This is a genomic window from Inquilinus sp. Marseille-Q2685, from assembly GCF_916619195.1.
GTDB lineage: Bacteria > Pseudomonadota > Alphaproteobacteria > DSM-16000 > Inquilinaceae > Inquilinus.
Window position 1 is genome coordinate 71,938 of record NZ_CAKAKL010000012.1, and the last position, 19,367, is coordinate 91,304.

Annotated in this window: 21 protein-coding genes; 15 read left to right on the forward strand and 6 right to left on the reverse strand. The window is 72.0% G+C overall.

Annotated features, from left to right (window positions below):
* Positions 1-42 precede the first annotated feature (42 nt).
* The 4 genes from LG391_RS32025 to LG391_RS32040 all read left to right on the forward strand — a co-directional run bounded on the left by LG391_RS32025 (position 43) and on the right by LG391_RS32040 (position 3,882).
* Complete coding sequence (locus tag LG391_RS32025) at positions 43-735, forward strand: YafY family protein (protein WP_225772774.1); 693 nt, start codon at positions 43-45, stop codon at positions 733-735.
* 62 nt (positions 736-797) lie between these two features.
* Complete coding sequence (locus tag LG391_RS32030; protein WP_225772776.1) at positions 798-1,166, forward strand: VOC family protein; 369 nt, start codon at positions 798-800, stop codon at positions 1,164-1,166.
* 193 nt (positions 1,167-1,359) lie between these two features.
* Positions 1,360-2,727 carry an amidase gene (locus LG391_RS32035; protein ID WP_225772778.1) on the forward strand — a complete coding sequence of 456 codons (1,368 nt, stop codon included), beginning with the start codon at positions 1,360-1,362 and terminating at the stop codon, positions 2,725-2,727.
* Between the two features lie 192 nt (positions 2,728-2,919).
* The gene (locus LG391_RS32040; RefSeq protein WP_225772780.1) at positions 2,920-3,882 is read left to right on the forward strand and encodes an aliphatic sulfonate ABC transporter substrate-binding protein; all 963 of its coding nucleotides are present in this window, start codon (positions 2,920-2,922) and stop codon (positions 3,880-3,882) included.
* Between the two features lie 204 nt (positions 3,883-4,086).
* Here LG391_RS32040 and LG391_RS32045 read toward each other — a convergent pair whose 3' ends face one another.
* A complete protein-coding gene (locus LG391_RS32045; protein ID WP_225772782.1) occupies positions 4,087-4,683 on the reverse strand; it encodes a nitroreductase family protein in 597 nt (198 codons plus the stop codon).
* Positions 4,684-4,999: 316 nt separating this feature from the next.
* Between LG391_RS32045 and LG391_RS32050 the strand changes: the two genes are divergently transcribed.
* The 11 genes from LG391_RS32050 to LG391_RS32100 all read left to right on the forward strand — a co-directional run bounded on the left by LG391_RS32050 (position 5,000) and on the right by LG391_RS32100 (position 14,890).
* Positions 5,000-5,797 carry an ABC transporter permease subunit gene (locus LG391_RS32050; RefSeq protein ID WP_225772785.1) on the forward strand — a complete coding sequence of 266 codons (798 nt, stop codon included), beginning with the start codon at positions 5,000-5,002 and terminating at the stop codon, positions 5,795-5,797.
* Positions 5,798-5,876: 79 nt separating this feature from the next.
* Positions 5,877-6,650, forward strand: coding sequence for an ABC transporter ATP-binding protein (locus LG391_RS32055; protein ID WP_225772955.1), 774 nt, complete (start codon positions 5,877-5,879; stop codon positions 6,648-6,650).
* Between the two features lie 4 nt (positions 6,651-6,654).
* Positions 6,655-7,839, forward strand: coding sequence for an acyl-CoA dehydrogenase family protein (locus LG391_RS32060; protein ID WP_225772787.1), 1,185 nt, complete (start codon positions 6,655-6,657; stop codon positions 7,837-7,839).
* Between the two features lie 17 nt (positions 7,840-7,856).
* Complete coding sequence (locus LG391_RS32065) at positions 7,857-8,948, forward strand: LLM class flavin-dependent oxidoreductase (protein ID WP_225772789.1); 1,092 nt, start codon at positions 7,857-7,859, stop codon at positions 8,946-8,948.
* 173 nt (positions 8,949-9,121) lie between these two features.
* Positions 9,122-10,066 (forward strand): ABC transporter substrate-binding protein, encoded by a 945-nt coding sequence (locus tag LG391_RS32070; RefSeq protein WP_225772791.1) that lies wholly within the window; start codon positions 9,122-9,124, stop codon positions 10,064-10,066.
* Positions 10,063-10,620, forward strand: coding sequence for a flavin reductase family protein (locus LG391_RS32075; protein ID WP_225772793.1), 558 nt, complete (start codon positions 10,063-10,065; stop codon positions 10,618-10,620). Before LG391_RS32070 ends, LG391_RS32075 begins: the two co-directional genes overlap by 4 nt.
* Positions 10,621-10,713: 93 nt before the next feature.
* Positions 10,714-11,418, forward strand: a complete 705-nt coding sequence (locus LG391_RS32080; protein WP_225772795.1) for an SDR family NAD(P)-dependent oxidoreductase — start codon at positions 10,714-10,716, stop codon at positions 11,416-11,418.
* Positions 11,419-11,440: 22 nt separating this feature from the next.
* Positions 11,441-11,593, forward strand: coding sequence for a hypothetical protein (locus LG391_RS32085; protein WP_225772797.1), 153 nt, complete (start codon positions 11,441-11,443; stop codon positions 11,591-11,593).
* Positions 11,594-11,607: 14 nt separating this feature from the next.
* Entirely contained in the window at positions 11,608-12,570 is a 963-nt protein-coding gene (locus tag LG391_RS32090) for an alpha/beta hydrolase (protein ID WP_225772799.1), read from the forward strand.
* A 99-nt stretch (positions 12,571-12,669) separates the two neighbouring features.
* Positions 12,670-14,097 carry an NADP-dependent phosphogluconate dehydrogenase gene (gene gndA, locus LG391_RS32095; RefSeq protein ID WP_225772801.1) on the forward strand — a complete coding sequence of 476 codons (1,428 nt, stop codon included), beginning with the start codon at positions 12,670-12,672 and terminating at the stop codon, positions 14,095-14,097.
* A 22-nt stretch (positions 14,098-14,119) separates the two neighbouring features.
* Complete coding sequence (locus LG391_RS32100) at positions 14,120-14,890, forward strand: hypothetical protein (RefSeq protein WP_225772803.1); 771 nt, start codon at positions 14,120-14,122, stop codon at positions 14,888-14,890.
* Here LG391_RS32100 and LG391_RS32105 read toward each other — a convergent pair whose 3' ends face one another.
* The 5 genes from LG391_RS32105 to LG391_RS32125 all read right to left on the reverse strand — a co-directional run bounded on the left by LG391_RS32105 (position 14,891) and on the right by LG391_RS32125 (position 19,262).
* On the reverse strand, positions 14,891-15,583 hold the full coding sequence (locus tag LG391_RS32105) for a CDP-alcohol phosphatidyltransferase family protein (RefSeq protein WP_225772805.1): 693 nt from the start codon (positions 15,581-15,583) through the stop codon (positions 14,891-14,893). It abuts the gene before it with no gap.
* A 53-nt stretch (positions 15,584-15,636) separates the two neighbouring features.
* Positions 15,637-16,212, reverse strand: a complete 576-nt coding sequence (locus tag LG391_RS32110; protein WP_225772807.1) for a cytochrome b — start codon at positions 16,210-16,212, stop codon at positions 15,637-15,639.
* Between the two features lie 256 nt (positions 16,213-16,468).
* Positions 16,469-17,488, reverse strand: a complete 1,020-nt coding sequence (locus LG391_RS32115) for an ABC transporter ATP-binding protein (RefSeq protein WP_225772809.1) — start codon at positions 17,486-17,488, stop codon at positions 16,469-16,471.
* Positions 17,485-18,513: an ABC transporter ATP-binding protein gene (locus LG391_RS32120; RefSeq protein WP_225772811.1), complete on the reverse strand. Its 1,029-nt coding sequence runs from the start codon at positions 18,511-18,513 to the stop codon at positions 17,485-17,487. The genes LG391_RS32115 and LG391_RS32120 overlap by 4 nt, the downstream gene beginning before the upstream one ends.
* Positions 18,513-19,262 (reverse strand): copper homeostasis protein CutC, encoded by a 750-nt coding sequence (locus LG391_RS32125; RefSeq protein ID WP_225772813.1) that lies wholly within the window; start codon positions 19,260-19,262, stop codon positions 18,513-18,515. Before LG391_RS32125 ends, LG391_RS32120 begins: the two co-directional genes overlap by 1 nt.
* Positions 19,263-19,367: the final 105 nt, after the last annotated feature.

Consider the following 19,367-nt stretch of genomic DNA (forward strand, 5'->3'; position numbering starts at 1 on the left):
TGCCAGGATCTGGCAGCATAGGCCTCTCGGGAGGAAGAGGCCGTGTCGCGATCCGAACGCCTGCTGACGCTGATCCAGGTGCTGCGCCGCCACCGCCGGCCGGTCAGCGGGCGCACGCTGGCGGCCGAGACCGGGGTCAGCCTGCGCACGCTGTACCGCGACATCGCCACGCTGCAGGCGCAGGGCGCCGACATCGAGGGCGAGCCGGGCCTCGGCTATGTGCTGCGGCCCGGCTTCATGCTGCCGCCGCTGATGTTCTCGGAGGACGAGATCGAGGCGCTGGTGCTGGGCTCGCGCTGGGTCGCGCAGCGCGCCGACGACCGGCTGGGCGACGCCGCCCGCAACGCCCTGGCCAAGATCGCCGCGGTGCTGCCGGACGACCTGCGCCAGGGCCTGGACGCCACCGCGCTGCTGGTCGGGCCCGGCCAGGCGATCGCCGGCGGCAGCATCGACCTCGCCGCCGTGCGCCGGGCGATCCGGGCCGAGCGCAAGCTGGCCATCGCCTATCGCGGCCCGGAGGGGGCGGAGACCCGGCGCGTGATCTGGCCCTTCGCCCTCGGCTTCTTCGACCAGGTCCGCGTGGTGGTGGCGTGGTGCGAGCTGCGCCAGGGCTTCCGCCACTTCCGCACCGACCGCATCCTGGAGCTGGCGCCGGTCGAGGCGCGCACTCCGCGCCGGCGCCAGGCCCTGCTGAAGGAATGGCGGGAGATCCAGGGGATCAGTCCTCGCGACTGATGCTGCCGGAAACTGTCAGCATGGGTGCGCATCCTGGGGCTGTCATCACCCAGGAGAACCCGATGCCCATCCCCAGCTACACCCTGCTCTATGTCGACAACCCGCCGGCCAGCGCCGCCTTCTATGCCGGGCTGCTGGGCCGCGAGCCGGTCGAATCCTCACCGACCTTCGCCCTGTTCGTGCTCGACGGCGGGGCGAAGCTGGGATTGTGGTCGCGGCATACGGTCGAGCCGGCGGCGACTGCGGCCGGCGGGGGCGGCGAGATCGGCTTCAGCGTCGCCGACGCCGCCGCGGTCGATGCGCTGCATGACGAGTGGCGCGGCCGCGGCCTGCCGATCCTGCAGCCGCCGACCACGATGGATTTCGGCCACACCTTCGTCGCCCTCGACCCCGATGGCCACCGGCTGCGGGTGTTCGCGCTGACAGTGTAGAGGGGTCGGGACGGCTCCCCTTTGTCATGCCCGGCAATGACAGAATTGGGATGTTCGGTCCTCTGACTCCTCGGACCCGTGGTCGCGGAAAACCGAACTCGACAAATCTGCCCGCGGCTGGTCGAGTAGCGGATCGTGCCCGGCCGGCGGCCCGCCGGGGCGATGGGGATCACGGGCCGCGGAACCATCGCCCGTGACCGACCTGTCCCAGATCTCCGCCGCCGCCCTCGGCCGCCTCTATCTCGCCGGCACGACCGACCCGGTGGCGGCGGCCGAATTCTTCCTCGACCGTATCCGCGCCTGCCCGGACAAGGCGGTGTTCCTGACCCTGACCGAAGAGCGGGCGCGGCGCGAGGCGGAGGCGAGCCTGAAGCGCTACCGCGCCGGCCGGCCGCTGGGGCCGCTGGACGGCGTGCCGGTCGCCTGGAAGGACCTGGTCGACCTGGAGGGTACCGTCACCACCGCCGGCGCCGAGGTGCTGCGCCACGCCCCGCCGGCCGCGGCCGATGCGCCGATCGCGCGCCACCTGGCCGCCGCCGGCATGGTCAGCCTGGGCAAGGTCAATCTCAGCGAATTCGCCTATTCCGGCCTCGGGCTGAACCCGCATTACGGCACGCCGCTGAATCCCCACGACACGAACACGCCGCGGGCGCCCGGCGGCTCGTCCTCCGGCTCCGCCGTCGCGGTGGCGCGCGGCCTGGCCCCCTGCGCCATCGGCACCGACACCGGCGGGTCGGTGCGCATCCCGGCCGCCTTCAACGGGCTGGTCGGCCTGAAGACCTCCGAAGGCCGGATCGACAAGACCGGCGTGTTCCCGCTGTCCCAGACCCTGGATTCGGTCGGCCCGCTGGCCCGGACGGTGGAGGACTGCATCCTGCTGGACGCCGCGCTGCGCGGCGCCGTCGCCACCGACATCCGCCGCGCCGATCTCTCCGGCCTGCGCCTGGTGGTGCCGGACAACATCGTCTTCGACCAGGCCGAGGACGGCGTGATCGCCAATTTCGAGCGGGCGCTGTCGGTGCTGGCCGCCGCCGGGGCCGAGGTCGAGCGGCGGCGCATCGGCATCATCGACGAGATGGCGGCGGTCGGCGCCGCCCACGGCTCGCTGACGGCCGCGGAGGCCTATGCCTTCCACCGCGAGCTGATGGAGGGGCCGGATGCAACGCGGGTCGACCCGCGCATCACCTCGCGCATCTCCGGCGGCAAGCGGATGACCGCGGCCGACCTGCTGGCGATCCAGGCCATGCGCCGGCGGCTGAGCCCGGCGCTGGCGGCGGAGCTGGACGGCGCCCTGCTGGCCTTCCCCACCGTGCCGCATGCGGCGCCGGAGATCGCGCCCTTGGAGGCCGATGTCGACCTCTACCACCAGATCAACCTGCGCACGCTGCGCAACACCATGATCGGCAACATCCTGACCATGTGCGGCCTGGCGCTGCCGACCGGACGGGACGAGCGCGGCCTGCCGACCAGCCTGCTGCTGTCCGCCCCCGCCGGCGACGACGCCCGGCTGCTGGGGACAGGGTTGGCGGTCGAAGCCGCCGGCATCGACCAGCGCGGCTGATTGTCCGAGAGACGGGGCCGTCCCTAACCGTCATTGCTTCGTCGGCTTCGCCTCCTCGCAATGACGGGAACGGCCTCTTCGGCTCGGCATTCGCGTATCCATAATAGCGATGATTTTTTGTATATTAATTTATCATTCTTATCCTGTATGTATTTATCGCCATATATATACACTTCGAAACTGGATGAGCCGATGACGCTGCTGTCGCGCCGCACCTTCGCGGCCCTCCTGGCCGGGGCGGGAGCCCTCGCGGCCCTGCCCTCCGCCGCCCTCGCCGACGACACGCCGAAGGAGCTGCGGATCGGCTTCCAGAAGGTCGGCCTCCTGGTCGTCGCCCGGCAGCAGAAGCTGGTCGAGGCCAGGCTGGAGCCGCTGGGGGTCAAGGTCAGCTGGGTCGAGTTCGCGACCGGCCCGGCGCTGCTGGAGGCGCTGAACGCCGGCAGCCTGGATTTCGGCTACACCGGCGACGGCCCGCCGATCTTCGCCCAGGCCGCCGGCATTCCCTTCGTCTATGTCGCCGCGATCCCGCCGACGCCGCAGGGCGAGGCGATCATCGTCAAGGAAGCGTCGCCGATCCGCAGCGTCGCCGACCTCAAGGGCAAGCGCATCGGCCTGGCCAAGGGCACCAGCTCGCACAACCTGACCGCGGCGGCGCTGGAGAAGGCGGGCATCGCCTTCGGCGACATCACCCCGGTCTATCTGGGCCCCGCCGACGCCGCTGCCGCCTTCGACACCGACCAGTTCGACGCCTGGACGATCTGGGACCCGTTCCTGGCGCTGGCGCAGCAGCGCACCGGCGTCCGTGTCGTCGCCTGGACCGGCGAGGTGCTGCAGGCGGCGCCGTTCCTGCTGGCCCATCGCGACTATGCCGACGCGCATCCGAAGACCATCCGCCTGGTGCTGGACGCGCTGACCGAGGCGGCGGCCTGGGCCAACGGCCACCGCGACGAACTGGCCAAGGCGATGGCGGCGGTCACCGGCGTCGACCTCGCCGCCCAGACGGTCGCGGCCCAGCGCGGCGCCTTCGGCGTGCTGCCGCTGGACGGCACCATCGTCGCCAACCAGCAGGAATCCGCCGACCGCTTCCACCGGCTCGGCCTGATCCCGGAGGCGATCACCGTGCGGGACAACGTCTGGACGCCGCCCCAGGGGTAAGAGACCATTTGGAAATGCTACTGGCGCGGCCGTCTGACGGCGGTTTCTCCGCTTCCGGTGCTCACGCACCCAATGTGCGCTGCGCTCCGGTTCTCGAAACCACCGCCAGCCGACTCACGCCAGCGCATTTCCAAACGGTCTCTAAGCGCCTCGTCGCGAGGCGCGACAAGGCCCGTCAGGACCGATCCTGACGGGCCGGCCGGGTCATCCGGCCCGGAACGCGCCTTCCGAGACGATGCTGCTCAAGGGCTTGCGGCCGCTGGGCACCTCGCGCGACCGCAGGCTCTCCGGCAGGGCCGCCTTGTCGCCGAGCCGGCCGACGGCGATGGCGGCGTCGGCCCCGTATTCCGCCGGGAGGCCCAGCAGGCTGCGGGCCTTGTCGCGGTCGAAGCCGGCCATGCCGTGGGTGTGCCAGCCGGACAGGAGGGCCTGCAGTGCGAAGTTCGACCAGGCGGCGCCGGCGTCGAAGGAATGGGTCGGCAGCGGGGTCTCGCCCTTGCCGGGCTGGTCGAAGCTGGCCCTGGACGCGACGATCACCAGGGCCGCGGCATGCTGCGCCCAGCCGCGGTTCCAGTCGTTCAGGATCTCGAGGAAGACCGGCCAGCGCTCCGTGCCGCGGCGGGCGTAGATGAAGTGCCAGGGCTGGGCGTTGTAGGCCGAGGGCGCCCAGCGCGCCGCCTCGAAGAAGCGCAGCAGTTCCGCCTCCGGGATCGCCTCCTCGGTGAAGGCACGCGGCGACCAGCGCCGCAGGAACAGGGCATCGATGTCGTGCTCGGCCACGCGGCCGTTCAGGCTGGTCATGTCGACTCCAGGCCGATCCCTCGATCGGCGGCTGCGGCTGGTCTGAAAGGCCATTGTCATAGCGGCCAAAGCGCCGTCAAAACAAATTACCGATGTGCAATTATCCGGCATCGCTGCCATGCGGCGGCGCCCGGGATCGCCGACCCGAACCCCATCGTCGCCGAAGAGCGAAGGAGAATCAGCATCTTAAAAATTATACATTTTATTCTAGATATTAAATTTAGAATCACATTGACTGACGCATACTATTGGTCATTATCTACAGGTCAGCGGCGCCCGCTGTCGCCCCTTCCGCATCCGGCAACAGGACATCGCCTTGACCGCCCTTTCGCCGACCCAGCCTGCCGGCGGCTTCCGGATCGAGCGGTTCCGCCGCTTCATCCCGCCGCTGGCGATCATCCTGCTGTGGCAGGCCGGATCCTCCGCCGGGCTGATCCCGGCCCGGTCGATCGCCTCTCCGGCGACCATCATCGCCACCTTCTGGACTCTGCTGGCCTCGGGCGAGCTGCTGCAGCACCTGCTGGTCTCGCTCGGCCGGGTCTCCGCAGGGCTCGCCATCGGCGTCACCACGGGCGCCGCGCTGGCGCTGATCGCAGGGCTGTCGCGGCGCGGCGAGGACCTGGTCGACGCCACCATGCAGATGCTGCGCACCCTGCCCTTCCTGGCGCTGGTGCCGCTGTTCATCCTGTGGTTCGGCATCGGCGAGACGCCGAAGATCGCGCTGGTCGCGCTCGGCTCCGCCTTCCCGATCTACCTGACGCTGTTCGCCGGCATCCGCGGCGTCGACGCCAAGCTGGTCGAGGCCGCCAGCGTGTTCGGCCTGTCGCAGCGCGAGCTGATCCGCCAGGTGATCCTGCCGGGCGCCCTGCCCTCGGCCCTGGTGGGCCTGCGCTATTCGCTCGGCTCCGCCTGGCTCAGCCTGGTGATCGGCGAGCAGATCAACGCCTCCAGCGGCATCGGCTACCTGGTGATGACGGCGCGCGACTTCCTGCGCACCGACATCATCTTCGTCGGCCTGATCGTCTACGCCCTGCTCGGCCTCGGCGCCGACCAGCTCGTCCGCGGGATCGAGCGCAGCGTGCTGCGCTGGCGCCCCAGCTTCGTGAAGGCCTGAGCTTCAAAGGATACGCCCCGTGCTCCTTTCCGCCGCCCGTCCCCGGGCCGACGCCGAAGACGCCGCCGCACGCCCCGACGTGGTCCGCATCCGCGGCCTGACCCGGTCCTTCGGCGGCCCCAACATCCTCGACGCGCTCGACCTCGACATCGCCGATGGCGCCTTCGTCGCCCTCCTGGGCCGCAGCGGCTCCGGCAAGTCGACGCTGCTGCGCACGCTGGCGGGGCTGGACCCCGCCCCCGCCGGCACCGTCACCGTGCCGTCGGAGCGCACCGTGGTGTTCCAGGAGCCGCGGCTGCTGCCGTGGAAGAGCGTCTGGCGCAACGTCGCGCTGGGCCTGAAGGGGCCGGATGCGCGCGACCGCGCCGTCGCGGCGCTGCAGGAGGTCGGGCTGTCGCACCGGATCGACGCCTGGCCCCTGACCCTGTCAGGTGGCGAGGCCCAGCGCACCGCTTTGGCCCGGGCGCTGGTGCGCGAGCCGCGCCTGCTGCTGCTGGACGAGCCCTTCGCCGCGCTGGACGCCCTGACCCGGATGAAGATGCAGGGGCTGGTCGGGTCGCTGTGGCAGGCGCATCGCCCGGCGGTGCTGCTGGTCACCCATGACGTCGACGAGGCGCTGCTGCTGGCCGACCGGGTGCTGGTGCTGGCCGAGGGCCGGATCGCCACCGACATCCCGATCGCGCTGGACCGGCCGCGCCGCCATGGCGATCCCGGCTTCGTCCGGCTCCGGGCCAGGCTGCTGGCCGATCTCGGCGTCGACGAGTTCGAGGGCGAGGTGGCACCGCCGGCCCCCCGACCCGCCGGCCGGTCCGCGCCCGCCGGCCATGCGGTTCCCGCCCCGGCCGGGGCCTGAGGCCATGGCCCGGCCCGACCAGCCGCTGCGCAGCGTCCCCCTGCATCGTGTCGGGGCACCGCCGCCCCTGGCGGAGACCGTGGCCGGGCTGGCCGCGGAGTTCGCCGCGACGGCGGCGGAGCATGACCGCAGCGGCGCCTTCCCCTTCGCCCATTTCGACCGGCTGGCCGAAGCGGGGCTGCTGGCCCTGGTCACGCCGCGGCGCTTCGGCGGGCTGGGCGGCGGGCTGCAGGAGGCGGCGACGGTGATCGGCGGCATCGCCTGGGGCGAGCCGTCCACCGCCCTGGTGCTGTCGATGCAGTATCTGCAGCACGCCTCGATGGAGGAGCGCGGCTGGCCCGCGCATCTGGCGGAGCGGCTGGGCCGCGAGGCCGCAGCCGGCGTATCGCTGATCAACGCCCTGCGGGTCGAGCCGGAGCTGGGCACCCCCGCCCGCGGCGGCGTGCCGGCGACGGTGGCGCGGCGCACGCCGGAGGGCTGGCGCGTCTCCGGCCACAAGATCTTCGCCACCGGCATCCCGATCCTGTCCTGGCTCGCGGTCTGGGTCGCGACCGACGAGGCCGAGCCGCGCGTCGGCACGATCCTGGTGCCGGCGACGGCGCCCGGCATCCGGGTGGTGGAGAGCTGGGACCAGCTCGGCATGCGCGCCACCAACAGCCACGACGTGATCCTGGAGGACGTGGCGGTGCCGTTCGACCACGCCGTCGACCTGCGCCCGCCCGAGGCCTGGCGCGTGCCGGAGCCGGTGAAGTCGGCCTGGGGCGCGGTGCTGATCGGCGCGCTCTACGACGGCATCGCGCGGGCCGCCCGCGACTGGTTCGTCGGCTTCCTCAAGACCCGTGCCCCGGCCAATCTCGGCGCGCCCCTGGCCACCCTGCCGCGGATGCAGGAGTCGGTGGGCGAGATCGAGGCCCGGCTGGCGGTCAACGCCCGCCTTCTGGCCAGCGCCGCCCGCGACGTCGACGACGGCCGCCCGCCGGCGCCGAACGAGAGCGGCATCGTCAAGCTGACCGTCACCGGCAACGCCATCGCCGCGGTCGAGACGGCGGTGCGGCTGACCGGCAATCCCGGCCTGGCCCGCGCCAACCCGCTGGAGCGGCATTACCGCGACGTGCTGTGCGCCCGCATCCACACGCCGCAGGACGATTCCATCCGACTCGCCGCCGGGCGCCTCGCCCTCGGCCTCTGATTCTCGAGGAACTTGCCATGAGCGTCGAATTCATCGGTTTCATCGGCACCCGCGATTTCTCCGAGACCCGCCCCGCCAGCGGGCCGGTGATCGACGTGCCCTATATCGAGACCGTCGCCCGGGCGCATGAGGCCGCCGGCTTCGACCGCGCTTTGGTCGCCTTCCACTCGACCTCGCCGGAAAGCATCCTGGTCGCCGGGCACGCCGCATCGGTGACCGAGAGGCTGGGGCTGATGATCGCGCACCGGCCGGGCTTCACCGCCCCGACCCTGGCGGCGCGGCAGTTCGCGACGCTGGACCAACTGACCGGCGGCCGGGTCGCCGTGCACATCATCACCGGCGGCGACGACGCCGAGCTGCGCCAGGACGGCGACTTCCTGACCAAGGACGAGCGCTACGTCCGCACCGACGAGTATCTCGGCATCCTGCGGAAGATCTGGACCAGCGACGCGCCCTTCGACCACGAGGGGCCGCACTACCGCTTCGAGCGCGGCTTCTCGACCGTCAAGTCGGTGCGGCCGCCGCACATCCCGGTCTATTTCGGCGGTGCCTCGGACGCGGCGATCGCGGTCGCCGGCAAGCATGCCGACATCTACGCGCTGTGGGGCGAGACCCACGCCCAGGTGCGCGAGCTGACCGGCCGGGTGCGTGCCGCGGCGGCGAAGCACGGACGGCAGCTGCGCTTCAGCCTGTCGCTGCGGCCGATCCTGGCCGAGACCGAGGAAAAGGCCTGGGCCCGCGCCGACGCGATCCTGGAGCAGGCGCGCGCCGTGCAGGACAAGACCGGCTACAAGCGCACCGCCGAGCCCGCCAATGCCGGGTCGCAGCGCCTGCTGGCCGCCGCCGCCCAGGGCCTGCGGCTGGACAAGCGGCTGTGGACCGGCATCGCCGCCCTGACCGGCGCCAAGGGCAACTCGACCGCGCTGGTCGGCACGCCGGAGCAGGTGGCCGACGCGCTGCTGGACTATTACGACCTCGGCGTCACCACCTTCCTGATCCGCGGCTTCGACCCGCTGGACGACGCCATCGACTACGGCCGCGAGCTGATCCCGCTGACCCGCAAGCTGGTCGCCGAGCGGGTGCGCGCCAGCGCCACCGCGGCGGAGTGAGACGCCGGATGGGCCGGGGCTCTCCCCCTCACCCTCCCGCCGCCAACGCGGCGGGCCCCTCCCTCTCCCCGAGGAGAGGGAAACATTACCTCTCCCCAGGGGAGAGGTCGAAATCGCGCAGCGATTTCGGGTGAGGGGGCGGCTCGGTGCCGAGTTAAATTGGAGCATCTGTGATGAAGCGCATTTTGGCCGGCCTTACGGTCGCCTTCGCGATCACCGGCGCGGCCCATGCCGAGACCGTGCTGCGGGTCGGCGACCAGAAGGGCAACGCCCGATCGGTGATGGAGGCGGCGGGCGTGCTGTCCGACCTGCCCTACCGGGTCGAATGGAGCGAATTCCCCGCCGCCGCCCCGCTGCTGGAGGCGCTGAACGCCGACGCCATCGACGCCGGCAGCGTCGGCGACGCGCCCTTCACCTTCGCCGCCGCCGCGGGGGTGCCGGTCAAGGCGATCGCCGCGATCCGGTCGAAGCAGGACGGCCTGGCCATCGTCGTGCCCAAGGACTCGCCGGTGCAGGGGCTGCAGGACCTGGTCGGCAAGACCATCGGCACCGGCCGCGGCTCGATCGGCCACCAGCTGATCCTGGCGGCGCTGGAGCAGGCCGGGCTGAAGCCGGACGCGGTCACCATCGTCTACCTGCTGCCGGCCGAAGCCAAGGCCGCGCTGTCCAGCGGCGCCATCGACGGCTGGTCGACCTGGGAGCCCTACACCTCGCAGCTGGAGCTGCAGGAGGGCGCGCGCCGCGTCGTCACCGGCGTCGGCATCACGCCGGGACTGAGCTTCCTGGTCGCCCGGCCGGATGCGATCGAGGCCAAGCGCGCGGCGCTGCAGGATTTCGTCGGCCGGCTGGCGAAGGCCCGCAACTGGGGCACCAGCAACTACCCCGCCTATGCCAGGATCTGGAGCAGGCTGGTCGGCCTGCCGCAGGAGGTGGCGCTGCAGTACCTGTCGCGCCAGGCCGTGCGACCGGTGGCGATCGACGACGCCGTGCTGGCGGACGAGCAGAAGACCATCGACCTCTATCTCCGCGCCGGGCTGATCCAGACCCGGCTGGACGCAGACACCGTGCTGGACCGCTCGTTCAACGACCCGGTGCTGGCGGAGCTGGCGAAGAAATGAGCCTCGACACCCTTCTTGCCCTGGCCGCGGCCGGGCTGGAGCCCCTGGAGGAACGCCACCCGCCGGTCACCGACGACGCCTTCCGCGGCGCCATGCGCCACCTGGCGGGAGCGGTCAGCATCGTCACCGCCGGGCTGGGGGCGGAGCGCAACGGCCTGACCGCCACCTCGGTGGTGTCGCTGTCGGCCGACCCGCCGACCGTGCTGGTCTGCGTCAACCGCTCGGCCTCGGCCTGGCCGCTTTTTGTGCGGCACGCGCATTTCGGCGTCAACGTGCTGGCGGCGTCGCAGCAGCCGATCGCCGACCGCTTCGCCGGCCGCAACGGCGAGAAGGGCGAGGCGCGCTTCGCCGGCGCCCGCTGGATCCGGCTGGCCAGCGGCGCGCCGATCCTGGCCGACGCGCTGGTCGCCTTCGACTGCACGCTGGAGGAGCGGATCCAGCGCCACTCCCACGACATCCTGATCGGCCGGGTGCAGGCGCTGCACGGCGCCGGAGGCACGGATCCGCTGCTGTACTGGCGCGGCGCCTATGGCGCGATCCGCCCCCCTGTCTGAAAGACCGCCTTGCGGCTGGGGAACCTGCCGACGACATGATAGGACAGGGGTGGAGCCGCACCCGGCGCAGCCATCCCGGTCCTGAGGACAGCCATGAGCCGTGAGAGCTACAAGACCGCCCTGATCGTCGGCACCGGCAGCGGGCTCAGCGCCTCGCTGACCCGGCTGCTCAGCCGCCAGGGCCTGCGCGTCGCCGTCGCCGCGCGCGACACCGACAAGCTGAGGCCGCTGCTGGAGGAGACCGGCGCCGCCGCCTTTTCCGCCGACGCGTCGGACGCCCAGGCGGTGGCCGGGCTGTTCGACGCCGTGCGGCAGCGCTTCGGCGGTGATCCGGACGTGGTGGTCTACAACGCCAGCGGCCGGCTGCGCGGCCCGCTGGCCGACCTGAACCCGGCCGAGGTGCAGCGGGTGCTGGCGGTGACGGCCTTCGGCGGCTTCCTGGTCGGGCAGCAGGCGGCCCGGCGGATGCTGCCGAAGGGCCGCGGCGCCATCCTGTTCACCGGCGCCTCGGCCAGCGTCAAGGGCTATGCCCGCTCCGCCCCCTTCGCCATGGGCAAGTTCGCGCTGCGCGGCCTGGCCCAGAGCATGGCGCGGGAGCTGGCGCCGCAAGGCATCCATGTCGCCCATGTCGTGATCGACGGCCAGATCCGCGAGGCCGGGCGCGAGGACCCGCCCAGCAAGCCGGACAGCACGCTCGACCCCGACGCCATCGCCCAGAGCTATCTCGACCTGCTGCGCCAGCCGCGCAGCGCCTGGAGCTGGGAGGTCGAGCTGCGGCCCTGGGTGGAGACGTTCTGACATCCCGCGCTTCGGAGGGCCCATGGACACGATCGGTTGGTTGATCCACACGCTGGAGAGCCGGTTGCCCGAGACGGCCGAGGATAGGCCCGAGCCGCCGCGCCGGGCGCGGCCGGCCAGGCCCGGCCTGCTGGACCGGTTCCGGGCGGCCGCCCGGCGGCCCCTGCCCCGCTGACGATCAAGACCGCCATGCCGGATGCCCCGACCCCGCCGGGCCTCGCCCCCGAATTCCTCGCCGCCCAGGCGCTGCTGCGCGAGAGTGGCATCGTCCAGGCCGATGTCCTGACGATGCCGGTGGTGGTGGCCCGCGGCCATGCCCTGACGCTGCAGGCCTTCCTGAACCAGGACGCCCCGCCCTTGGCCCGGGTCGAGGAGCATGTCCTCGACCACCTGCCGGTGCCGGTGCGGGTGCGGCTGTACTATCCCGATGGCGCCGCCGGGCCGCTGCCGGCCTATCTGCACGCCCATGGCGGCGGCTTCGCCCTCGGCGGCATCGACTCGCTGGACCGCTGGAAGCGCGAGGTGGCGCGCGACGCCCGGGCGGTGGTGGTCGGCCTGGACTACGCCCTGGCGCCCGAGCACAAGTTCCCGACCGCGCGCGAGCAGGCGGTCAGCGTGGTCCGCTGGCTGCGCGCGAACGCCGCGGCGCTGGGCATCGATGCCGGGCGGATCGGCATCGGCGGCGATTCCGCCGGCGGCAACCTGGCGCTGACCACGCTGCTGCGCCTGCGCGACCTGGGCGAGACGCTGCCGCGCTTCGGCGCGATCGTCTACGGCATGCTGTCGGCCGACCACGACACGCCGTCGCACCGCGACTTCGGCGACGGCCGCTACGGCCTGTCGACCGCCAAGCTGGACTGGTTCTGGACCCAGTACCTGCCCGACCCGGCGCTGCGCACGAATCCGGAGGCGGCGCCCCTGACGGCGGACCTCGCCGGGCTGCCGCCGCTGGTGCTGCTCGCCGCCGGGCTGGACCCGCTGCTCGACGACACGCTGAACCTGGACCGGCGCTTGGCCGCGCTCGGGGCGCCGCACAGCCTCAAGCTCTATCCCGACATGCCGCACGGCTTCCTGGCCCAGACCCGCCTCCTGTCCCGCGCCCGCGAGGCCCGTGACGACGTGGTCGCGGCGCTGCGGCGGCACCTTGTCTGACAAGCCGGCCGCCAGGCATGGACAAGCACGCCATCGGCTACTATCGATAGCCTCATCGATCGGTCGACTGGTCATCAGCGGACAGAGAAGAGGCATCAGATGAGCGACGCGGATATCGCAGTCGTCGGCTTGGCCGTCATGGGCCGGAACCTCGCCTTCAACATGGCGGAGAAGGGTTTCCGGGTCGCGCTGTACAACCGCAGCGTCGAGAGGACCGACGAGGCGATGGCCCTGGCCGGCCCGCTGGCCGACCGCCTGGTGCCCTGCCGCACGCCGGAGGAGCTGGTGGCCGCCGTACGCAAGCCCCGCGCCATCCTGCTGATGGTGCAGGCCGGCGCCGCGGTCGACGAAACCATCGCCCGGCTGCAGCCGCTGCTGGAGAAGGGCGACGCCCTGATCGACGCCGGCAACGCCAATTTCCACGACACCGTGCGGCGCGAAGGCGCGCTGGACAAGGCCGGCCTGGCCTTTCTCGGCGTCGGCGTGTCGGGCGGCGAGGAAGGGGCGCGCCACGGCCCGTCGATCATGGTCGGCGGCAAGCCGGAGGTCTATGGTCGGGTCGACAAGATCTTCACCGCGATCGCCGCCAAGTTCGAGGGCACGCCGTGCTGCGCCCTGCTGGGCACCGACGGCGCCGGCCACTTCGTCAAGACCATCCACAACGGCATCGAATATGCCGACATGCAGATGATCGGCGAGGTCTACGGCCTGCTGCGCCGCGGCCTGGGGCTGACCCCGGCCGAGATCGGCGACGTGTTCGCGCGCTGGTCCAAGGGCCCGCTGTCCTCCTATCTCGTCGACATCACCGCCACGGTGCTGAAGACCACCGACCCGAAGACCGGCAAGCCTCTGGTCGCCGTCATCGTCGAGAGCGCGGGGCAGAAGGCCACCGGCCGCTGGTCGGCGACGGGGGCGCGGGCGCGGGGCGCCCCCGCCTCGTCGATCACCGCGGCGGTCGAGGCGCGCGGCGTCTCGGCCGAGCGCGCCCTGCGCAAGACCCTGTCCGACCGCTTCCCCGGCGCGGCCCAGCCCCTCGAGCTGGCCGGCAGCCGCGAGGCGGCGATCGACCTGCTGGAGAAGGCGCTGCTGGCCGGCAAGATCCTGGCCTACACCGAGGGCTTTGCCATCATGTCGGCGGCGTCGCGCGAGTACGGCTGGAAGCTGCCGCTGGCCGAGGTGGCGCGGATCTGGCGCGCCGGCTGCATCATCCGCTCGACCCTGCTGGACCGCATCGCCTCGGCCTACGACCAGACGCCGGACATCGAATCCCTGGTGCTGGCGCCGGGCCTGACGCCGCTGTTCGAGGGCGCCGCCGGCGCGCTGCCGGAGGTGGTGGCCGAGGCCTTCCGCCACGGCCATGCGGTGCCGGCCCTGTCGGCCGCGACCTCGCGCTGGCTGGCGCTGCGCCAGCCGCGCTCCACCGCCGACCTAACCCAGGGCCAGCGCGACTTCTTCGGCGCCCACGGCTTCGGCCGCATCGACGCCGAGGGCCAGCACCATGGCCCGTGGAGCCAGAGCGGAGGCTGAGCGCGGCGAGGGCTGCCGCCCCTTGACGTCGTTCCCGATCGCCTGGCTCGACCTGCGCGAGCCCGCGGACCACGCCGCCCGAAACCCCACGCTGCGCAGCGCCGCTGCGTCCCTCGTCGAGGCCGGCGGGCTGATCGTGGATCTGGGCTGCGGCGCCGGATCGACCGTCCGGGCGCTGCAGCCCCATCTCTCCCCCTCGGCCCGGTGGCGGCTGGTCGACCATGATGCGGCGGCGCTGCGCGAGGCCGGGCGGAGAACCGGCGCCGCAGCGGAAACGGTGCTCTATGACCTGTCCCGCGGAGATCCGCCGATCGAGGGTGCCGCGTTGGTCACGGCATCGGCGCTGCTGGATCTCGTGTCCGAGGCGTGGGTCGAGCGCCTGGCGGATGCCCTGACAGCCCGTCGATGCCCGTTCTATGCCGCACTCTCCTATGACGGGCGCCTGTCCTTCGATCCGGCGCATCCGGGCGATCAGGCGATGGTCGCGGCCCTCAACGCACATCAGCGGACCGACAAGGGCTTCGGCCCGGCGCTGGGTCCGGAGGGGGCGAAGGCCCTGGCCGCGGCCTTGCGGTCCCGGGGCTTCAGGGTCCGGGTCGAAGAGAGCCCGTGGCGCCTCGGCCCGGGCGACGCCGAGCTGGTCGCCGCGCTGCTGCCCGGGATCGCCGAGGTGGCCGCCGGATGGGGCGGCATCGCCGCGGCGGAGGTCGAAGGCTGGCTGGAATTCCGCCGGGCCCGGGCGGCGGACGGGCACTGCCTGATCGGGCATGTGGATGTCCTGGCGACCCTCTGATCAGGTCGCCGGTCGCGCGCGACGGCGGCGCAGCAGCCATCCCACGTCGACGGCGAAGGACCAGGCCAGGGCCGCGAGCGCGACCGCAGCGACGGCCGTCGTCGCCGGCGGATGCGCGACCGGCAGCAGCAGGACCAGCAGCGCGGCGTATTGGACGATGCAGACGGCCTTCCGGCGCAGCGACGGCGGCAGCGGTTCGGCCAGCGCCGGCCAAGCAATGCCGGCGGCCATGAAGGCGTATCGCATCAGGCCGATCAGCATGACCCAGGCACCGGCCTTCCCCAGCAGGATCGCCAGGATCGAGAGCAGCAGGATGGTCAGCGCGTCGACCTCCATGTCGAACCGCGCCCCGAACCGCGACGCCATGGCCTGCCGGCGGGCCAGCAGGCCGTCGACGCCGTCCAGCACCAGCGCGACCAGCAGCAGGGCGGCGCAGGTCCAGGCGACCCCGGCCGAGATCCGGCTGCGGTCGAGCAGCCCTTCCACGACCACACCGGCGAAGATCGCCGCGATGCCCAGCCGCGTCAGCGTCATCAGATTGGCCGCCCCGAACCGCGGATGCGGGTGCCGGCCTTCGATCGTCAGGACGATCACGGCCGAGACCCCGGCATAGGCCAGGAACGTCGCGGCCAGGAAGGGCCCGGCGACCGGGCTGGCGCCGGCCAGGGCCATGGCGGCGGCGGTCAGCGCCATCCCCACGCCCAGGAGGCACATCCAGGTGGCGAGACGGAGGGGACGACGGCCGTTCAGGATCGCGCCTCGCCGGCCGGCAGGCGCGCCTTCGAGGACAGCATGCGCCGCAAAATGCCGTCGCGGCGGACCAGATGGTGGTGCAGCGCCCCGGCGACATGCAGGACGACGACGGCGAGCAGGACCCAGATCAGGTTGAGATGCACCGCCTTGGCCACGGCCGCGGCCGGCTTGTTCACCGGCACCAGCTCCGCGAGGTTGGCGAGGTAGAACAGCGGCACCGGGAAGCCTTCCATGGCCGTGTAGAGGAAGCCGCTGACCGGCATCGCCAGGATCAGCAGGTACAGCAGCGCGTGCGTGATGCGCGCCAGGGCGGTCTGCCAGGGCGGCAGGTCCGCCGGCAGCACGGGGACCGGGTTGGCCCAGCGCCACAGCAGCCGGACGACCGCCAGCGCGAACACGGTCAGCCCGGTCATCTTGTGCGTGTCGTAGAGGATGTTCTGCAGCAGGCCCGGCCCGACCCGGTTCATGGTGAGGCCGGCCGGGATCTGCACCAGGAGGATGAGGGCCGCGATCGTCCAGTGCAGGGCGATGCTGACCCGCCCCCAACGCTCCGCCGTGTTGCGGTTCATCGACCGCCCTTTCGCCGCCTCGCTTTGGAAGATCTAGTGCGGCGGGGAGGGTGTTCAAATGGTGCGGCTGGGAAGCGCAGGGCGGGCTGAACAACCTTGCACCTGCCTTTTCTGTCATTGCCGGGCTCGACCCGGCAATCCAGGGGCCACCCAGAGCGGCATCGACATTCCCTGGATGCCCGGGTCAAGCCCGGGCATGACAAAACAACAGATGCCCTTTGATCCGACTGCCGCGGCTTGGATGTTCCCCGTAGCCCTACAGGTCGTCCCGGATGCAGGCCTTGGCGTGGCCCGGCGCCACCTCGCGCAAGGACGGCACCACGGTGGCGCAATCCGGGATCGCGTGCGGGCAGCGGGTGCGGAAGACGCAGCCCGAGGGCGGGCTGATCGGGCTGGGGATGTCGCCCTGCAGCAGGATGCGCTCGCGCCGCACCGTCGGGTCTGGCACCGGCGCGGCCGAGAGCAGCGCGCGGGTGTAGGGGTGGCGCGGCGCGGTGTAGAGCGACCGGGCCGGCGCCGATTCCATGATCCGGCCGAGATACATCACGATCACGCGGTCGCAGAGATACTCCACCACCGACAGGTCATGGGCGATGAACAGCATGGTCAGGCCCAGGTCGCGCTGCAGGTCCTGGATCAGGTTCACCACCTGCGCCTGGATCGACACGTCCAGCGCCGAGACCGGCTCGTCCGCCACGATGAAGCTGGGCTCGACCGCCAGGGCCCGGGCGATGCCGATGCGCTGGCGCTGGCCGCCGGAGAATTCGTGCGGATAGCGGGTGATCGCGTCGGGCCGCAGGCCGACCCGGCGCAGCAGCTCGGCGATCCGCTCCGGTCGCTGCCGGCCGCGGGACAGGCCGTGGATGGTCAGCGCCTCGCCGACGATCTCGCCCACCGTCATCCGCGGGTTCAGGCTGGCATAGGGGTCCTGGAAGACGATCTGCATCTCGCGCCGATAGGTCTGGAAGGCCGTACGGGACAGCGTGAGGATGTCGGTGCCGGCGAAGCGCACAGATCCCGCCGTGGGCTCGGTCAGGCGCAGCACAGACCGGCCGACCGTGGTCTTGCCGGAGCCGGATTCGCCGACGAGGCCGACCACCTCGCCCCGCTTCAGCGCGAAGGACACGTCCTCGACCGCGCGGACATGCTGGCCCTTCTTGCCGAACAGCCCGCCGCCGACCGGGAACCAGGTGCGCAGCCCCTCGACCTCGAGCAGGGTCTCGCCCGGCGCCGGCAGGGCAATGGGGCTGCGGCGGTCCTCCACAAGCGTGCTCATGCCAGCTCGCTCCAGCGGATGCAGCGCGACATGTGCCCGCCGCCGGTGTCGGCGAGCGGCGGCACGGCGGCGGCGCAGGCCTCGATGGCGTGGCGGCAGCGCGGCGCGAAGGTGCAGCCGGGCGGCAGCTTGCGCGGGCTCGGCACATTGCCGGGGATCGCCTCCAGCCGCCGGGACTCGCCGCAGTCCAGCGCCGCGTAGTCGGTGTGCGGCACGCTGTTCAGGAGGCCGATGGTGTAGGGGTGGCGCGGCGACTTGAAGATCTCGACCACGCCGCCCTCCTCCACCACCCGTCCGCCATACATGACGGCGACGCGGTCGGCCATCTCGGCCACCACGCCGAGATTGTGGGTGATGAACAGGATCGACATGCCGATCTCGGCCTGCAGCCGGCGCATCAGGTCCAGGATCTGGGCCTGGATGGTGACGTCCAGCGCCGTGGTCGGCTCGTCCGCGATCAGGAGCGCCGGGCGGCAGCACAGCGCCATGGCGATCATCACCCGCTGGCGCATGCCGCCCGACATCTGATGCGGATAGTCCTTGAGGCGCCGGCGCGCGGCCGGGATGCCGACCAGCTCCAGCATCTGCGCCGCCGTTTCCATCGCCTGACGACGGCTCAAGCCCTGGTGCAACTGCACCGCCTCGGCGATCTGGTCGCCGACCGGGTAGACGGGATTGAGCGAGGTCATCGGCTCCTGGAACACCATGGCGATGTCGTTGCCGCGGATGCGGCGCATTTCCGCCTCCGACAGCTTCGCCAGGTCGCGCGGCCGGCCGTCGCGGCCGGCGAACAGCATCTCGCCGCCGGCGATGCGGCCAGGCGGGGTGGGGATCAGCCGCATCAGCGACAGGCTGGTGACGCTCTTGCCCGAGCCGGATTCGCCGACCAGCGCCAGGGTCTCGCCGCGGCGGATGTGGAAGGTGACGCCGTCGACCGAGCGGATCGGCCCGTCCTCGGTATCGAACCAAGTCCGCAGATCCTTGACCGACAGGATCGTGTCGGCGTCTGGCCCGGCCGCCGCCATCAGGCGCGCGCGGCCCGGATGGTGGCGCGCACCCGCTCCGGATCGGTCACGGTGTTGGTGTATTCGCGCTCCAGCTCGGTGCCGCCCATGCTGATCTCCGGGTTGCGATAGACCATGCCGCTCGGCTCGGTGCGCAGCGCCGCGAAGTGCAGCTCCTTCAGGCCGGTGGCGCGGCGGACCTCGGCGATGTTGGCCTCGTCCAGGTCGCCGCAGCCCATGACCACGATGCGGTCGCCGGCCTGCTCCACCGCCCGCTTCAGGATCGCGAGCCCGGCCATGGCGTCCGGCCGTTGGCCCGAGGTCAGAACCCGGTCGACGCCGCAGCGGATCAGCGCCTCCAGCGCCTCCTCCGGGTCGCGGGTCATGTCGAAGGCGCGGTGGCAGGTGACCTTCATCGGCCGCGCCTCGCGCACCAGCTGCGCCGTGCGGTCCTCATCGATCCGGCCGTCCGCGGTCAGGCAGCCGATGACGATGCCGGGCACGCCGAGCTCCCGCAGCGCCTTCACATCGGCCAGCATGCTGGCGAATTCGGTGTCGCTGTACAGGAAGTCGCCGCCGCGCGGCCGGATGATGACGTGGAACGGGATGCGGGCGCGGGCCTTGACCTCCAGGATCGTGCCGATGCTCGGGGTCAGCCCACCCTCGATCAGGCTGGCGCACAGCTCGACCCGGTCGGCCCCGCCCTCCTGGGCCGCCAGGAACCCGTCCAGGCCTTCGACGCAGATCTCGATCAGGGGAGTGGCGGTCATCGGAAGGTCTCTCGCTGCGCTGGGCGTCCCTCGCGGGACGACGATCTCGGGTTGCCTCTCCCGCTTGCGGGAGAGGTCGGGCTCGCGAAGCGAGACCGGGTGAGG

What these genes read in the sequence shown, in the direction of transcription:
- LG391_RS32030 (WP_225772776.1), top strand. Translation starts at nt 798, where the DNA reads ATGCCCATCCCCAGCTACACCCTGCTCTATGTCGACAACCCGCCGGCC.
- LG391_RS32040 (WP_225772780.1), top strand. Translation starts at nt 2,920, where the DNA reads ATGACGCTGCTGTCGCGCCGCACCTTCGCGGCCCTCCTGGCCGGGGCG.
- LG391_RS32045 (WP_225772782.1), bottom strand. Translation starts at nt 4,683, where the DNA reads ATGACCAGCCTGAACGGCCGCGTGGCCGAGCACGACATCGATGCCCTG.
- LG391_RS32060 (WP_225772787.1), top strand. Translation starts at nt 6,655, where the DNA reads ATGGCCCGGCCCGACCAGCCGCTGCGCAGCGTCCCCCTGCATCGTGTC.
- LG391_RS32065 (WP_225772789.1), top strand. Translation starts at nt 7,857, where the DNA reads ATGAGCGTCGAATTCATCGGTTTCATCGGCACCCGCGATTTCTCCGAG.
- LG391_RS32070 (WP_225772791.1), top strand. Translation starts at nt 9,122, where the DNA reads ATGAAGCGCATTTTGGCCGGCCTTACGGTCGCCTTCGCGATCACCGGC.
- LG391_RS32075 (WP_225772793.1), top strand. Translation starts at nt 10,063, where the DNA reads ATGAGCCTCGACACCCTTCTTGCCCTGGCCGCGGCCGGGCTGGAGCCC.
- LG391_RS32080 (WP_225772795.1), top strand. Translation starts at nt 10,714, where the DNA reads ATGAGCCGTGAGAGCTACAAGACCGCCCTGATCGTCGGCACCGGCAGC.
- LG391_RS32085 (WP_225772797.1), top strand. Translation starts at nt 11,441, where the DNA reads ATGGACACGATCGGTTGGTTGATCCACACGCTGGAGAGCCGGTTGCCC.
- LG391_RS32090 (WP_225772799.1), top strand. Translation starts at nt 11,608, where the DNA reads ATGCCGGATGCCCCGACCCCGCCGGGCCTCGCCCCCGAATTCCTCGCC.
- gndA (WP_225772801.1), top strand. Translation starts at nt 12,670, where the DNA reads ATGAGCGACGCGGATATCGCAGTCGTCGGCTTGGCCGTCATGGGCCGG.
- LG391_RS32105 (WP_225772805.1), bottom strand. Translation starts at nt 15,583, where the DNA reads ATGGCGCTGACCGCCGCCGCCATGGCCCTGGCCGGCGCCAGCCCGGTC.
- LG391_RS32110 (WP_225772807.1), bottom strand. Translation starts at nt 16,212, where the DNA reads ATGAACCGCAACACGGCGGAGCGTTGGGGGCGGGTCAGCATCGCCCTG.
- LG391_RS32115 (WP_225772809.1), bottom strand. Translation starts at nt 17,488, where the DNA reads ATGAGCACGCTTGTGGAGGACCGCCGCAGCCCCATTGCCCTGCCGGCG.
- LG391_RS32120 (WP_225772811.1), bottom strand. Translation starts at nt 18,513, where the DNA reads ATGGCGGCGGCCGGGCCAGACGCCGACACGATCCTGTCGGTCAAGGAT.
- LG391_RS32125 (WP_225772813.1), bottom strand. Translation starts at nt 19,262, where the DNA reads ATGACCGCCACTCCCCTGATCGAGATCTGCGTCGAAGGCCTGGACGGG.